The 15,946-nt window shown below is 58.9% G+C and carries 15 protein-coding genes; 1 reads left to right on the top strand and 14 read right to left on the bottom strand.

Annotated features, from left to right (window positions below):
• Window positions 1-17: 17 nt before the first annotated feature.
• From xrtB to epsL, 7 genes are all read right to left on the bottom strand, one after another.
• On the bottom strand, window positions 18-1,667 hold the full coding sequence (gene xrtB, locus AACH55_RS09400) for an exosortase B (protein WP_338719146.1): 1,650 nt from the start codon (window positions 1,665-1,667) through the stop codon (window positions 18-20).
• 26 nt (window positions 1,668-1,693) lie between these two features.
• Entirely contained in the window at window positions 1,694-2,572 is an 879-nt protein-coding gene (epsG, locus tag AACH55_RS09395) for a chain length determinant protein tyrosine kinase EpsG (RefSeq protein ID WP_338719145.1), read from the bottom strand.
• A gap of 48 nt (window positions 2,573-2,620) precedes the next feature.
• The gene (gene epsF / locus AACH55_RS09390) at window positions 2,621-4,018 is read right to left on the bottom strand and encodes a chain length determinant protein EpsF (protein ID WP_338719144.1); all 1,398 of its coding nucleotides are present in this window, start codon (window positions 4,016-4,018) and stop codon (window positions 2,621-2,623) included.
• Between the two features lie 76 nt (window positions 4,019-4,094).
• A complete protein-coding gene (gene epsE / locus AACH55_RS09385; protein WP_338720236.1) occupies window positions 4,095-4,883 on the bottom strand; it encodes a polysaccharide export protein EpsE in 789 nt (262 codons plus the stop codon).
• 73 nt (window positions 4,884-4,956) lie between these two features.
• Window positions 4,957-5,913: an EpsD family peptidyl-prolyl cis-trans isomerase gene (locus tag AACH55_RS09380; protein WP_338719143.1), complete on the bottom strand. Its 957-nt coding sequence runs from the start codon at window positions 5,911-5,913 to the stop codon at window positions 4,957-4,959.
• 91 nt (window positions 5,914-6,004) lie between these two features.
• Window positions 6,005-7,414, bottom strand: a complete 1,410-nt coding sequence (locus AACH55_RS09375) for an undecaprenyl-phosphate glucose phosphotransferase (RefSeq protein WP_338719142.1) — start codon at window positions 7,412-7,414, stop codon at window positions 6,005-6,007.
• A gap of 10 nt (window positions 7,415-7,424) precedes the next feature.
• Window positions 7,425-8,663, bottom strand: a complete 1,239-nt coding sequence (gene epsL / locus AACH55_RS09370) for an XrtB/PEP-CTERM-associated polysaccharide biosynthesis outer membrane protein EpsL (RefSeq protein WP_338719141.1) — start codon at window positions 8,661-8,663, stop codon at window positions 7,425-7,427.
• A gap of 411 nt (window positions 8,664-9,074) precedes the next feature.
• Here epsL and AACH55_RS09365 point away from each other — a divergent pair, with 411 nt between their 5' ends.
• The gene (locus tag AACH55_RS09365) at window positions 9,075-9,677 is read left to right on the top strand and encodes a phosphatase PAP2 family protein (protein WP_338719140.1); all 603 of its coding nucleotides are present in this window, start codon (window positions 9,075-9,077) and stop codon (window positions 9,675-9,677) included.
• Window positions 9,678-9,903: 226 nt separating this feature from the next.
• On the opposite strand, the gene AACH55_RS09360 is transcribed toward AACH55_RS09365, so the two are convergent.
• The 7 genes from AACH55_RS09360 to rpmI form a co-directional block, all read right to left on the bottom strand.
• Complete coding sequence (locus AACH55_RS09360) at window positions 9,904-10,434, bottom strand: GNAT family N-acetyltransferase (RefSeq protein ID WP_338719139.1); 531 nt, start codon at window positions 10,432-10,434, stop codon at window positions 9,904-9,906.
• 172 nt (window positions 10,435-10,606) lie between these two features.
• Window positions 10,607-11,011 carry a MerR family transcriptional regulator gene (locus AACH55_RS09355; protein ID WP_338719138.1) on the bottom strand — a complete coding sequence of 135 codons (405 nt, stop codon included), beginning with the start codon at window positions 11,009-11,011 and terminating at the stop codon, window positions 10,607-10,609.
• Window positions 11,012-11,014: 3 nt separating this feature from the next.
• Entirely contained in the window at window positions 11,015-11,428 is a 414-nt protein-coding gene (locus AACH55_RS09350) for an integration host factor subunit alpha (RefSeq protein ID WP_026051953.1), read from the bottom strand.
• A 64-nt stretch (window positions 11,429-11,492) separates the two neighbouring features.
• Window positions 11,493-13,919, bottom strand: a complete 2,427-nt coding sequence (pheT, locus tag AACH55_RS09345; RefSeq protein WP_338719137.1) for a phenylalanine--tRNA ligase subunit beta — start codon at window positions 13,917-13,919, stop codon at window positions 11,493-11,495.
• Window positions 13,920-13,990: 71 nt separating this feature from the next.
• A complete protein-coding gene (gene pheS, locus AACH55_RS09340) occupies window positions 13,991-15,019 on the bottom strand; it encodes a phenylalanine--tRNA ligase subunit alpha (RefSeq protein WP_180668790.1) in 1,029 nt (342 codons plus the stop codon).
• A 187-nt stretch (window positions 15,020-15,206) separates the two neighbouring features.
• Complete coding sequence (gene rplT, locus AACH55_RS09335; RefSeq protein WP_006712690.1) at window positions 15,207-15,569, bottom strand: 50S ribosomal protein L20; 363 nt, start codon at window positions 15,567-15,569, stop codon at window positions 15,207-15,209.
• Between the two features lie 25 nt (window positions 15,570-15,594).
• Window positions 15,595-15,792 carry a 50S ribosomal protein L35 gene (gene rpmI, locus AACH55_RS09330; RefSeq protein WP_006712688.1) on the bottom strand — a complete coding sequence of 66 codons (198 nt, stop codon included), beginning with the start codon at window positions 15,790-15,792 and terminating at the stop codon, window positions 15,595-15,597.
• Between the last annotated feature and the right edge of the window lie 154 nt (window positions 15,793-15,946).

The raw sequence follows: 15,946 nt of genomic DNA, 5'->3' as shown, positions 1-15,946 counted from the left end.
TCACCTTCATGGCACCGTCACACCGGCACGAGCAAACCTGGACTGCTCGCGCGCACAGCGGTCTGCAAGTCTTCCAGGAAACGATGCTGCAAACTGAAGGCTTCGGATTGACTGCCATTCTCTTCCAGCAAGGTGGAGGCACGGACCAGAATGCCGTCCGACACACGTCCGGCCATGCCGTCTTCAAAGATCTTCAGCCGCGCGGCGAGGCCGCCGTTGGGGAACCCGTCACCGATCCGCACCCAATAGGTCACCGCTTCCACGCGGTTCTGATGCGCCGCGATGAATTGCGAGCCCATCACGCCTTTCTTTGCTCCCGGCATCTCCAAGGCCAATCGTTTCTGGCCTTTCAGGCTGAAGCCCTGGGCGACGTAACACACTTCCGGAAGATGGATCTTCACGTCCTGAGTCTGCTCGCTCGCATAAGCCAACGCCAGCATCACCATCTGCCCCTCGCCGTTGACGTAAGTACGGGCGAGTACGTCGTCGTAGGGCTGATCCGAACTGCGATCCGTTCCATCCTCGACGTTGACGGTGACTTGAAGGAACGGAGAAGGGACTTCATGCCAGTCCCCAAAACGGGAGGGAATGATGTCATTGAACTTGCCCTTCTTGACGACGTTGACCTCATGTGGAATGAGCAATTGCACCGCGCCGACCGAGGCCACCATGAGCAGCGCGACGACTGTTGCCAGCCCGGGATTCATGGTGAACTTGGCCTTGTCGTCAGGACGGGGCCCGCCCGCCCGCTGGCGCTGCAAGGCTTCAGGTACGGCTACGCCGCGCCAGAGGGCATACCGTACGGCGATCCAGCGCAGCGCCCCGTCGAGCGCCATGATCAGGCCCAAGGCCACCAGGAACAGCAACATCCCGGCGAAACCGTGCAAGAAGCCCTGCCCGGCTGCATCTCCCATATAGAACGTGATGAGCGCCAGCACCATCACCCGCACGGTATTGGCCGTAAAGGAGATCGGTACGATCAGCACGGCCAACACCAGATTGCGGAACAGGGATTGGTGACGCACCAGGTTCATGTACAGCAAGCCAAGCGCTTCCAGCGTAAACAGCGAGTTCAGGCCAGCGCAGGCATCTGCCACCAGCAGCTGGTATGGCCCGATGTAGAGAATCACGCCGCTACGCGCAATCGGATAACCGAACTCGCGCAGAATCAGTTCGGAGGCGAAAGACACGCCGATCTTCAGCGGCTGGGTCAACAGGTCCACCACCGACGCCGGCAATGGCACCATGAACATCATGAAGAAAAACGCGAACCACAGCCGGCGGCAGGTACGCAATCCAAACTGCAGCAGCACGATACCGATCAGGATGGGGATCAGCGAGCCCGCCTCCATGAACAGAACCGTCTGTGACCGACCCAGTACGAAGCACGCCAGTCCCAGCAACAGGAACAGGCCGCCGAGGACCGGAGCCGGCTTGCGCTCGATCAGGCCCTCCTCCCGCAACTGTCTTACCCGCACGAACATGTAACAGCAAGCCACCGCAAGCACGATAGGCCCGTGTGCATTGCGCTCGGTACCCCAGACGCCATGGAACAGGTCGACGAAGCTGGGAATGTACATCGCTGCCAGTCCCGCCACCAGAAGAAGCCAGGGCAGGCCTGAAAAGCGCTGTTCAGGCATGGTCGGGCGGAGGGTTTCGGCAGTCATCTCGTCACTCGCACGAAGGCTGATTTTCAGAACTCGTTGACCACGCTGCCAACCACTGCCACGTGTGCACTGGTAAGTTTTTCAGTCAGGGTGCGCACGGCCGAGATATGAGTCGCGTTGGTCTTCACCACCACCAAACTGGCTCCCGTGCGGGCCGAGATCATGTTGCCATCTGCATACTGGCTGCCGGAAGGCGTATCCACCAGGATAACGTCGTAGTCCTGGGCCAGATCATTCAGCAATTGTGTGAAGTTGGGACGTCCCAACAGCTCCTGTGGATTGGGTGGCGTCGGGCCGGCCGGCAGCACCGACAGGTCCAGCAGATCGGGCACGCGCTGCAATGCATCAGCAATACTGCAGCGACCTGCGATTACGCCGGACAGGCCATTGCGATTGTCCAGGCCGAACAGCGCGTGCTGACAAGGAGAGCGCATGTCGGCATCAATGAGCAAAGTGCGTTCACCGAGCTGCGAGAACACAACGGCTAAATTGGAGGCGATGAAGCTGCGTCCTTCCCCGCTTTCAGGGCTGACGATGGACAGCGACTTGTGCTTGGCGTCCACATCGAACCAGCGCACCATCAACTGGCTGCGCAGCGCGCGCAGTGCTTCGACCTGCTTGCTGAAGGGGTTGTAGGCCGCCACGACTTTTTCACTGACCTTGCTTTCACCCTTGAGCAGATAAGGGTAGTCGAACTGGCGCGACAGGGCCTGCTCAATGTCGGACTGGGTCAGCAATCCCAACTGAATCGCCGCGTCCCCGAAACGCAGACCACGCTCGCGTTGCAGGCGGAGAATACGCTCAGCGTTCTCTGGGGAAAGCTTGCCGCTATCGACCAGGATGGCGCCGATCGAGCGATTTGGCAGGGCCGTGCCTTCGGTGAGTGTCAAGGTTGCTGTAGTCATGTTATTCCCGGAGAATCGTTTTTTTATTAGCGAAGAAATAGCCCTGCCTCAAACCGGCTTGGCACGTCCGAACCAGAAGCGACGACGGCGTTGCACGGTTGTCGGCCGAGAGATCAGACCGAGCACCGGCAGGCCAAGCTCTTCCACCAGATCATGCTCCGAGCGCACCCGACGATTGGCCAGTTCCAGGCCGACGGCCGCGATGACGCCCAGGATCGCGCCGACAAAGAGGGCCAGGATCAGGTTGAGGAAGATACGCGGGCTGGACGGCTGGGGCGGCGGTACTGCCGCCGACAGGAGAGAAATGTCCGACTGATTGGACTGGCCTTCCAGATTGGTCTGCGCGAATCGTTGCGAGGTCAGCTCATAGGCACGCTGCGCGCTGTCGAGTTCGCGGCTAAGCACGGACAGCTCATCACGGGTGCGGTTCATCTCCAGAACCTTGCGCTTCTGAGCCTCGAATTCCGCACGGATTTCCGCTTCGCGCTTGGCCAGAATCGTCGCATTGGTACCCACCGAGGAAGAAATCGAGGCAATGGCTGCGCTCAATTGGGAGCGTAGGCCATCTCGCTCTGCCTTGGCCGCGAGATAGTCCGGGTGATTAGCGCCCAGACGCTTGGATGCCTGTTCGAAACGCGCCTCCGAGGCAGCCAGATTGGTCTTGAGTGTTTGCACCAGCGGATTGGCGTTGACGTCCGGCGACTCGGTAGCGCCACCTGCAGCAGCCTGGCGACGGCGCGAATCGGCTTCCGACAGCGCCGCCTGTGCCATCACCAGTTGCGTGGACAGATCATTGAGGCGGTTGGTCTCCACATCGGTACGGTTGTCGATGTTCGTAATACCGTGCTCTTCCTGGTACTTCGACAGCTTTGCCTGGGCCTGCTCATAGGCATCGCGCAAGACCTTGACCTGATCATTGAAATAAGAGGAAGCCTTGCGGGTAGGATCCAACTTGAGTTGCATGCTCACCTTCTGGTACGAGGCTGCGAAAGCGTTGGCCACCAGCGCGGCAAACTGCGGATCCTGGGCTTTGAAGGTGATGTCAATGACGCTGCTTTCCTTGGAGGCAACCGCATCCATTTTCTTGAGCAGCAGTCCGGCCAGCCAATTGCGGATATCCAGATCGCCGTGGTCATCATCGGCATAGGCATCCTTGACTTCCTGCTGGTCGACAAGCTTCAGGCTATCCACCACGCCCAGCGCCACCGATGGACTGTTGATGATGGCCACCTGTGTCGGCATGAAGCCAGGTAATGCCTGCGGGGCAACCACAAGGCCGGTCACTGGATCGGATGCCTTGTAGTTCAGTACCACCGAGGAAGTTGCCTTGTACTGCTTGGGCAATACCAGGCTGACCACCAGGGCTACGAGCACCGTGATCGAGACGATAAGCAGGATTACCTTGCGGTAAGCCTGAAGGATCAAAAGAAATTGAGATAGATTCATGGGGTTACGCCTCCTGGTTGGCGTCTTCGATAGCTAAACGAAAAAACACTTGCTGCTGCGTAGGCATTACCCGCGCTTAGAACCAGCTTTCCTTGACGTAGACGATGTCATCAGCCTGCAACAGCTCGTCCTTCCTCACATCAATTTCTTGCAGGTTGCCTTCGGCATCCCGGCGCTTGACCATCAGGCCCCGCTCGGTTCCTCGTTGAGTCAAGCCGCCCCCCACCGACAGAGCCTGCAAGACTGTCGTACCGCGCTCCAACCTGTACATACCGGGACGCTGGACTTCGCCGTAAATATAAAAGCGCAAGGCGCGCTCCACATAGACCACATCGTTTGCCTTGACCTCCGGCAATTCGCTCGTGTCGCCGCTGTGGGTAATCGCGTAGATATCGACCAGTTGCTTAGTCACGGTCTTTCCATCATTACGCACGATGGTCAATGCATCACCGCCGTCGGGTGTTACACCTCCGGCAAGCGCGATGACGTCGGCCACGTTACGCTTGCCGTCCAGGGAGTAACGCCCGGGCTTGTTGACCTGTCCCAGCACGGAAACCATTTGGCTCTGGGGAACGGTCACCAAAATATTGACCTGCGGATTGAGCAGATAACCGCCCTTCTTCAACAAGCCGGCGATCTTGGTCTCAGCCTGGGCTGTCGACAATCCACCAACCTTGACCTCACCCACCAGCGGATAACTGATCACGCCAGCCTCGCTGATTCTGGTTTCCAGCGAGAGATCCTCGCTGCCATAGACCTTCACCCGGATGACGTCGCCCGCGCCCAGCAGAATATCGTCGGCCTGGGCAAACAAACTCCAACTGGCAAGCATCAGGCCAACCAACAGGAACACCACTTTTCTCATCATTGTCATTACTCCGCAGTACGTCAGGTTCTTGATTCAGGCGTCATGCGCCCGGATGTTGATCAACACTTGCTTACTTGAAACCGGCCACGCCGCGTGAAATCGCATCCTTGTTCACACTGGGCGCCTCCTGCGCGGCCCCTTCGACCGGCAAGGGCTCTGCAGGCGCAGCGCTCATATCCTTGAACGATTTGGCCTGTTCCGAATATTCGATCTTGGCATCCTTCTTGAGTCGCTCCACCAGTTGCTCGGAAGCCTGGCTCTGCCTCTGCGCCAGCAGATACTGCTGGATCTGCGGAGTCGCCACGGCCAGCGAGACCGGCACACTCTTGATGTCCTGCACCGATGTCAGGATGGCGGTCGGACCTTCGATCACCACAAACAAAGCACCACGCTCCATGTTCTTGAGGCTGGCATTCATCTGCGGTGGCAAATCGGCCGAGGTCTTGACGACCTGCTGACGGCCATACTGGATGCGGTGTGCATCAAGCCATGCAACGACTTCTTCCAGCCGCTTGCCCGGCTGCTCCATCAAGCTGTTGAGCTCGGGCGTCAGATTCGTACCGGCAATAATCAACTGAGAGAACTCATACTGCCTGCGCTGGGCGAACCAGTCAGGGTTCTTGCCATACAGGTCTTCGATCTCCTGCTCCGAAGGACGCGTCGGCGCCTTCACTTTGCGCGCGACGTAGCTCTGTGCCAGCACCAGATCACGCGCCCGCTCCATATCGGCCAGCACCGCCGGATCGATATCGAGCTTGTCCTTCTTGGCCGCATTGACCAGCAATTGCCGTGCCACCAGCCCATCGAGCAATTGCTTGGTCACTTCTCTGCCACCGGTCTTGGCCAGTTCGTTGTTGACCTGGTGGATGGTGATCTCCTGACCATCCACATTGGCCACCACCTGGCTGGAACCGGAGGATGCCTTCTTTTCACTGCAAGCGGCCAAGGCCATCAAGAGCATGGCCGAGACCAGCACCTTCGTGGCGAGACCATCATGCAGTGAAACTGCCGCCTTCCCTTTTTTCATTTGCGCAAGCTCTCTTCTTTTCTCTGTCACTTGTTGCCGGCAGTCTCGGCCGGTGCATGCAGCCCCCTCCCCTGTGAGGAGGCCCGGTCCATCAGTAAGCGTTGTCGCGCTTGATCACCATGCGCACGGTCTGGAAGATGATCCACAGATCAAACATCAGCGACCAACGGCGCAGATACTCCAGATCGAATTCAATGCGTGCCTTCATCTTGTCCAACGTTTCGGTCTCGCCGCGCAGACCGTTGACCTGAGCCCAGCCGGTGATCCCGGGCTTGACCTTGTGGCGCAGCATGTAGCCCTTGATCTGTTTGCGATACAGCTCGTTGTGGGCCACCGCGTGCGGACGCGGACCGACGATGCTCATGCGTCCCTGCAGGACGTTGAAGAACTGCGGCAACTCGTCCAGTGAGCTGGAACGCAGGAAACCGCCGATCTTGGTCAGGCGCATGTCGCCCTTGGTCGCCTGGGTGACCTTGCCGCCATCTTCCATGACCGTCATGGAGCGGAATTTGTAGACCACGATTTCCTCGCCATCCAGCCCGTAACGGCGTTGTTTGAAGATGACAGGACCGGGCGAGGTCAGCTTGACGCAGATGGCGATGACCATCATCACCGGCAGCAGCATGAGCAGGATGCCGGACGCCAGCACCAGGTCACTCAAACGCTTGACGACGTTGTTCGTGCCGGTAAAGGGTGTCTCGCAGATGGCCATCACGGCCATACCGCCCACATAGTCGAAGCGCGCCTGGATCAGGTTGAAGATGTAGATGTCCGGGATGAAGTAGATGGAGGCCGTGGTGTCCTGCAGCTCGTCGATCATCTGCAGTACGCGCGGCTGGGCCGAGATCGGCATGCTGATGTAGACCATGTTGATGTTGTTCTCGCGCACGTACGCGGCCACGTCGGTCATCTTGCCGTGCAGAGGCGTATAGGTCCCGGGAGGCTGGCGATTGAGCTCACGGTCGTCAAAGAATCCCATCAGCTTGATCATCAGGGAGGGATACTTTTCCATGCGGTCGGCCAGCTTGAGCGCGGCCGGATTGACGCCGATGATGATGGCCTTGCGCACTTCTCCTTTGGTATGCAGGTCGCGCATCACGCGCGATTGCAAATGCTGGGAGACGACCAGGCCGACAGGCGTACTGACCACCCAGAAGAAGATCGCCCGCATCGACAGGTTCTGGTAGAAGTCGCAGATGTACGCCACCAGCACCAGTACCGCCGCCACGGCAATCCAGTCCATGACGGGCGCGAACGACGATGGCCCTCTGGGATTGCGCCGCAGTCGGCGCTGGTGAAACTCGGTAAAGAAATAAGACGACAGGAAGAAGGCCATGATGGCGAGCACCCAGTAGTCGCCAACGAAGGGATGCCCATGCGTGCGCACCAGCACCCATAGATAAGCGACGATCAGCGCCGGTTCGACGAAGCGCTTGAATACCATGGTGATGGTATTGGGCTTGACGTTGACCAACGGCAGGCCATCATGCAGGTCGGTCATTTTGGGGGCCTCAGAATTCATAGCGCGAAGTCAAAGAGATGCCGTTGGAGAGATAACTGAAATTGGTGATGTTGGACTGCAGTTTTTCTCGGTAAACCGCCAGCACCAGAGACAGCGAATTCGTGGGCGCATAGGTCAGGCTCAGGCTGGCTTTGTCGTAAGTGTCACGACGATTGGATGGGGTGATCCCTGTAATGATTGACGCGCCGTTGTAGTTACGACGTTCGTGATCGATCAAGCCATCCACGCGAAGCTTGGCGGTGGGCAAATACGCGGCCGCCAAGTTGACACCAGTGGTCAATGCAAAATTAGCGTCGACATCATTGACTCCGCCAATCTCGCGCCAAAGGTTGGCCTTGAAGCCGGTCTTTCCGGTGGCTTGCCACTCGCCAATCAATCTTGCATTGAAACCGCGATAGCCATTGCCGCTAGCGGCCGAGTTGCGTTCACGACGGGTCAATCCCCCAAGAAACTGCAACTTTGTCTCGCCGCTGTACAACCAGACGATTTTGGCCTTGTAATCTTCCTGGGTGAAGGAGTTGTTGAGCGTGCTCGCCCCCACCACCGTATCGAAAGGATAATTCCCGACCGTCCTGCGCGCTTGCACGCCTGCCACACTTCCGCTTCGTGCCGTGTAATCCAGACCCACCTCCGCCAGATTCTGCGTGAAGTTGTTAGCCTGTTGGCTACTCAGGTCATAAGCCAAACCAAATTGCGAGGCTTGAGCACGCACTGTCCAGTCTGGATGCAGTTGCCATGCCGCACTGGCGTATTTGGTATCCATCGTTCGGATATTCGGCACAAAGACCCGCAAGTTCTGAAAAGGGGTCAAGGAGCGAGAATAGACATAGCCGACGTTGCCCGAGAATCGCTCGCCCAACACCCACGCCCAATCCGCCTTGAGATCCCGCGCGTCATTATCAAACTGCTTGAAAAAATCAAAAGTGTTCTTGGTGGCGCTTGCATCCACCAAGATGTGCTGCCGACTGATCATCCGATCAATCCGGATGCCGCCCACCTTGCTTTGAACGTTATCGGACAGCTTGGACGTTCCTAACGCTGCCTCCGCCGCCTCCGGACTGCTTAACCGCAACAAGTTGTCATCATGCAAATACGTGTACTGCACATACGGGACGACCACCTGACCGGGGTCTGCCGCGTATACAAAAGGGCAAGTCAGCGACACCACCAGAGCACACGCTCGCACCCGGGTCTTGCGCTTGCTGCTATTGCGAAACTGCCGTGGCATCACGAATCAGCGCCCTTTCTTTATAGTTTTACTTTTTAAAACAATGGCAACATTTAGCATTCAAATTGCTGCATTGCAACACGCAAAATTTAGGAGTAATCATGCATCATTTTTGAAATTTAGGCAAAAAAATATGATGAGAATTGCCTCACAGAAAAACAATCAGATCATGATACGCGCCAGTCAGCTCGCGGCAATCAGACAAGGACGCATGACTTTGTAGGACAACCAGATAATTTGCGATTTAGCAACAAACACATCAAATCACACAAACTATTTATATCGCGTTGCAGCAAAACTGAACGTTTATCTTGTGACAAGAGTCCCAGCGCTTTGTGCGCGCTGCACAACCCGTTAAGATGCCTTGGCAAAATCCCTTCAGAACCCTTTACAGACATCACAGATTGCTTCATGAACTGGCACACCATCACCTTCCTCGGCGATAGCACCATGACCATTCCAGGCGCCTGCATCCTTGCACTTTGGCTGGGCGCCAACCGGATGTGGCGTCAGATGTTCGCCTGGCTACTTGCCTTCGGCACGGCCATGTCCATCGTCGTCATCAGCAAGTTGCTGTTCATGGGCTGGGGCATCACCCTTCCCGGGCTCAACTTCACCGGCTTCAGCGGCCATACGGCTTCCTCCAGCGCGCTTTACCTGTCCATCGCACTGCTGCTGACCCAGGATGGCAGCCGCACCCGCCGCGCACTGGTACTGGCACTGACGGCGGTGCTGGTCACCGCTGTAGGCCTGTCACGGCTGATGATCAAGGTTCACTCTGAATCTGAAGTACTGCTCGGCCTGCTGGTGGGCGCCGCTGCGGCTTGGGGCTTTGGGCTGTCGCTGCGGCAATCGGCTCCGCCGTTGCGCCACCTGCTGCTACCAGTGGGCCTTGCTGCCGTGCTGATGATGACCGGCTTCGACAAACCCGCCCCTACCCAGAGCTTCCTGCAGGAATTGGCCAAAAACCTGTCCGGCCGTTCCGAACCCTACATGCGCCACGAACCACTCTGATGCGACTACTCTTTTCATGAAAACTGCCGCCCGACTGAAAACCTGACGGCAGCGCAGGCAGAATTTGCCTGCACTTACCTGCTTGAACTCACCCAAAATGTTGTAACTTTTTTATTAATTCTACGAGTTAAGTTGTCAATCGATCAAGCAAAAATCGAAGGCTGTAACAATTTAGGAAATATTTACCACAGTAAAAATAATCCCCTTGACTACCTTGGCCGGTGCCTCAGCGCCTGGCGGCCTCGTCCGGCACGCGCATGGACATGTAACATGCCTCTGCGCCATAGCTTTCCAGGCCCCGCCCCTCTGGCACGTCGGCCAACGCATCGACAGTGAACCCCGACGCCTGCCAGTAAGCACTTGATGCATGCACCGCCACCAGCGTGGCGCGCGGCAAGCCACTCAGTACGCAAAGACGCAGCAATTCCTCCACCAGCGCCCGCCCCAGTCCTGAACCGCGCGCCTGAGGCAGCAATGCCACGTCGTGCAGGTGCAGGCAGTCGGCGCCATCCAGACCGCCCAGCAAGGTATTCAACGCCGGCGCATGACCATACCTGGCTGGATGCATGAAGGCGTAGCCGATCACGTCTTCCGGCGCCTCTGAGGCCATCGCAATCCGGCAGCCCTGAGGAAACAAGGCCAGCCGCTCGGCGAAGACTTCTTGCGCCTCGAAATATGCTTCATGCACCTGTGCCGCGATATGCATCACGCGTGACAAGTCGTCGGCCCTCATCGGGCGCCATTGATAGTGAGTCATGAATGTTCTCCTTGCGGGCAGCGATCTGCGCACTGATCGCCCTGAAAAGAAAACGCCGCAGGGTGGTCAGGAAAGACCCGCCTGCGGCGTTTCAAGGGTGGCCTACGCCACGAATACGAACAAGTCTCCGTGCCAGGACACGGATGCGTCAGCTCGGGACCATCAGAACTGCTCAGGCGGCAGCTGCGCCCGGCTTCAAGGTCTCCAGCACGGCCTGCAGTTCTGCACGCAGCGCATCGATGGCAGCCTCATCCAGGCTGATGACGGGACGTTGCGGCTCCTGCGGCTGCTCGGCCTCGTGGGTGCCATCGAGCTTGTTGCGGGCTCCGCTGATGGTGAAACCCTGTTCGTACAGCAGTTCGCGGATACGACGGATCAACAGCACTTCATGGTGCTGGTAATAACGTCGGTTGCCGCGACGCTTCACGGGTTTCAACTGGGTGAATTCCTGTTCCCAGTAGCGCAGTACGTGCGGCTTGACGCCACACAGTTCGCTGACCTCGCCTATCGTGAAATAACGCTTGGCCGGGATGGGCGGCAAGACGATGGCCGCCGGTTTGTTGACACGATCATTCATAGATTAGACGGACATTTCAACGGGGCTGCCGCTGGAGAGTTCCACCATTTCCTTCAATTTCTGGCTGGCATGGAAGGTCACGACACGTCGCGCCGTGATCGGGATTTCCTCGCCAGTCTTGGGATTGCGACCAGGCCGTTGCGGCTTGTCGCGCAGCTGGAAATTACCGAAGCCGGACAGCTTGACGGCCTCGCCACGTTCGAGTGCGTTGCGGATCTCGTCGAAGAAAGTTTCCACCATGTCCTTGGCTTCGCGCTTGTTCAGACCGACCTGCTCGAACAAAAGTTCGGCCAGCTCGGCCTTGGTCAGCGTGGGCAGGTTCTTGTCGGCCTGCGAACGTGCCTGGGATTCCAGTACGGCACGATGCAGGTCGGCGTCCAGCACGGATTGAAATTCGTTCGAATTCACGTTGTTCATGGCGATGAATGGCTGGGCCTCAACCGATTCCGGTCTGTAATTATTTTCGCTCTCGGACATCACATCAGGCACGCAACCTGGCACCGAGCTTGGCGCTCGCCGCGGCCACCAGTGCATTCACCGCAAGGTCAACCTTGTCATCCTGAAGGGTGTTTTGAGTATCTTGCAAGGTGCAGCGGAACGCAAGGCTTTTTTCGTCCGCTTCAAGCCCACGGCCTTGATATTCATCAAATAAAACAAGGGCTTGCAAGATGGCGCAATCCGCGTTGCCCTGCTTTTCAGCGGCAAAGACGTCCAGCAATTGCTGGGCGGCGACCGATTGCTTGACCACCAGAGCGATGTCGCGGCTGACTGCCGGGAACTTGGAAATTTCCGTATAGGACGGCAGGTCGCGCTGCTGCAGCGCCTCGGCATCCACCTCGAACACCACTGGCGCCAGCGGCAGGTCGTACTTCTGCTGCCACTTGGGATGCAGTTCGCCGATCACGCCGACCACCTTCTCACCCAGCAGCACGTGGGCGGTGCGGCCAGGATGCAGGGCCGGATGTTGCGCCTTGACGAAGCGCAGCGCGCGCGGAGCGAACAGGGCTTCCAGATCCGCCTTGACGTCGAAGTAATCGACATTGCGGGTGGACTGCCCCCACTGCTCTTCGGCGACCGGGCCATAGGCCAGTGCGGCAACGCGCTTGGGCTGCTCGAAGCCGGCAACCGCCAGCGGGCCATCGGCGATGGCAGCGTTCTTGCTGAACACGGCTCCCACCTCGAAGACGCGGATGCGCGCCGCCTTGCGGTTGACGTTGTAACGCGCATTGGCGACCAGACCGGCGATGAGCGAAGAACGCATCACGCTCATCTGGCTGGCGATCGGATTCAACAGCTTGATGGGATCGGCATTGCCGGCGAAGTCGGCTTCCCAGGTGCTCTCCACGAAGCTGAAGTTGACCACTTCCTGGTAATCCTGATCGGCCAACAGGCGGCGGATGGCGAACAGCGAACGGGTGTTCTCGGGCGCGATGCGCATGGCATTGGCAGCCACCGGCGGCAGCGCCGGGATGTTCTCGAAGCCGTACACGCGCGCGACTTCCTCGATCAGGTCTTCCTCGATCTCGATGTCGAAGCGGTAGGACGGCGGGGTCACCGAGAACAGTCCAGGCTGGTAGTCGAACGACAGGCCGAGGCGCTTGAAGATGTCCGACACCATCTCGTCAGTGATCTCCACCCCGATCACCTTGGCCGCGCGGGCGGTGCGCAGCGACACCGGTTCGCGCTTGGGCAGGTTAACGATCTGGTCGTCCACGGGACCGACGCGGGTCTCGGGCGTGCCGCAGATTTCCAGCAGCAGCGCGGTAATGCGTTCGATGTGATCGACCACGGTGGCGAAGTCCACACCACGCTCGAAACGATGCGCCGCATCGGTCGAGAAGTTGTAGCGGCGCGCACGCCCCTGGATCGCCTGCGGGAGCCAGAAAGCGGCTTCCAGGTAGATGTTGGTGGTCTCCAGCGAGACCGCAGTGGCGTCGCCACCCATGATGCCGGCCAGCGATTCGATTTCCTTGTCGTCGGAGATCACGCCGACCCATTCATCGACTTCCACGGTATTGCCGTTGAGGAGCTTCAGGGATTCACCCTTGCGGCCCCAGCGCACGTCCAGGCCGCCATGGATCTTGTCGAGATCGAACACGTGCGAAGGACGACCCAGCTCCAGCATCACGTAGTTGGAGATGTCCACCAGCGCCGAGATCGACCGCTGGCCGCTGCGCTCCAGGCGCTGCTTCATCCACTGCGGGGTGGCGGCCTTGGCGTTGAGGCCACGGATCACGCGGCCGGCAAAGCGGCCGCACAGGTCGGGTGCGGAAATGCGTACCGGCAGCTTCTCGTCCAGGTTGACGGCAGCGGCCTGATAGACCGGGGCCTTCAGCGGGCTGCCCGTCAGTGCAGAAACTTCACGTGCCACGCCCAGCACCGACAGGCAATCCGCCTTGTTGGGGGTCAGCTTGATGGTGAACTTCAGGTCGTTCAGTTGCAGGTAGTCGCGGAAATTCTGGCCGACCGGTGCATCGTCGGGCAGCTCCAGCAGGCCGCCATGATCTTCCGACAGCTTCAGTTCGCGGGCCGAGCACAGCATGCCCTGCGACTCCACGCCGCGCAGCTTGCCGACCTTGATCTCGAAAGGCTTGCCATCGGCACCGGGCGGCAGCACGGCACCGACCATGGCGCAAGGCACCTTGAGACCGGGGCGCACATTGGGCGCGCCGCAGACGATGTTGAGGATGGTGCCGGTATGAACATTGACGCGGCAGACGTTCAGACGGTCCGCATCCGGATGCTTGCTCACTTCCAGCACCTCACCCACCACCACGTTGGTGAAGGGAGGCGCGACCGGTTCGACTTCCTCGACTTCCAGACCGGACATGGTCAGCAGGTGCGACAGTTCATCCGAGGTCATGGTCGGGTTGACCATGGTACGCAGCCAGTTTTCAGAGAATTGCATGATTCAGACTTTCAGCTATCGGCTATGAGCCAGAGGCACGCCGCGACAGCGCGGCGCCCTGCGTGATCGAATTAATTGAATTGCTTCAGGAAGCGCAGGTCGCCTTCGTAGAACAGGCGCAGGTCATTGATCCCGTAGCGCAGCATGGTCAGGCGCTCAAGGCCCGAGCCGAACGCGAAACCGATGTACTGCTCGGGATCCAGGCCCATGTTGCGCACCACGGTCGGGTGCACCTGGCCGGCGCCGGAGACTTCCAGCCAGCGCCCCTTCAGGGGACCGCTGCCGAAGGCGATGTCGATCTCGGCGGAGGGTTCGGTGAAGGGGAAGTAGGACGGACGAAAACGTACCTGCAGATCGTCGGTCTCGAAGAAGGCCTTGACGAAGTTGAGGTACACGCCCTTCAGGTCGGCGAAGCTGATGTCCTCGGCGATCCACAGACCTTCGACCTGATGGAACATCGGCGAGTGAGTCGCATCGCTGTCGACACGATAGGTGCGGCCCGGGGCGATGACCTTGATGGGCGGCTTGTTCATGCGGGCGTAACGCACCTGCATGGGGCTGGTGTGGGTACGCAGCAGCAGGGGCTTGCCCTGGGTATCGTTGCCTTCGATGTAGAAGGTATCCTGCATCGAACGCGCCGGATGGTTCTCGGGGCTGTTCAATGCGGTGAAATTGGTCCAGTCGGTCTCGATCTCGGGACCGTCGGCGACGTCAAAACCGATGGAACGGAAGATTTCCTCGACGCGCTGCCACGAGCGCATCACAGGGTGAATGCCGCCCACGCCGCGGCCGCGGCCCGGCAGGGTGACGTCGATAGCTTCCGCATTCAGGCGCGCCTGCATCTGGGCATTGGCCAGGGCATCGCGGCGTGCGGTCAGCGCGTTTTCGATCTGTTCCTTGGCGACGTTGATGATCGCCCCTTGTACCTTGCGCTCTTCCGGCGCCAGCTTGCCCAGTCCCTTCATCTGCTCGGTGATCTGGCCGGTCTTGCCGAGGTACTTGGCCTTGGCGTTTTCCAGTGCAGCGGCGTCGGGCGCGGCGGCGAAATCAGCCTGCGCCTGCGTGACCAGTTGGCCCAGGAGTTGGTCTAGGGGATTCATGCGGTAAGTCTCGCTCCAATCGAAAATCCGACGACGAAGTCGAAAAGGAAAAAAATCCACGAAACCGTGGATCAAAAACATACGGGGCATCGGTGTAACACCTTTGCCCCGCAGGATTTTGCAGCGCCGGCTGCTCGTCAGACTTGCGTCGGATGTTGCGGCCGGCTACCGCAAACACGCTGTCGATTTAGGCGGCAGCGATGTTGGCCTTCACCTGATTGACGATGGCAGCGAAAGCAGCCTTGTCGGTGACAGCCATGTCGGCCAGAACCTTGCGGTCCAGTTCGATCGCAGCCTTCTTCAGGCCGTTCATGAACACGCTGTAGGTCACGCCGTGCGAACGCGCAGCGGCGTTGATACGGGCGATCCACAGGGCGCGGAACACGCGCTTCTTGTTACGACGGTCACGGTACGCGTACTGACCAGCGCGCATGACTGCTTGCTTGGCGATACGGTAGACGTTTTTACGACGGCCGCGGTAACCCTTGGCGAGTGCGAGGACTTTCTTGTGGCGGGCACGTGCTGTTACCCCACGTTTGACTCTAGGCATAGTAGCTCCTTAGTGTATGGTGAGGTTAAGCGAACGGCAGCATCGCGCGAACGGAGTTCAGGTTCGTCTCATGGACGCCCTCGGTACCGCGCAGTTGACGCTTGTTCTTGGTGGTCTTCTTGGTCAGGATGTGACGCTTGAAGGCTTGACCGCGCTTGACGGTACCGCCCGGGCGGACGCGAAAACGCTTCTTCGCGCTGCTCTTCGATTTCATCTTAGGCATAGCAACTCTGTCCTTTCGGACAGCTCCATTTTTTGATGATTGCAGGTGGCAGCACGCTCGCTGCTCTTGGATGCCTGCTCTCACTTATTTGACAGCGGGATAACCCGCTGCTTTTGCCTGGCGCAGTCACCTGCGCCAGGCAAATCCTTTGTCG

The organism is Herbaspirillum sp. DW155, from assembly GCF_037076565.1.
Classification (GTDB): Bacteria; Pseudomonadota; Gammaproteobacteria; order Burkholderiales; family Burkholderiaceae_D; genus Herbaspirillum.
Note: the sequence above shows the minus strand (reverse complement) of the source record. Positions and strands in the feature narration are given on the sequence as shown.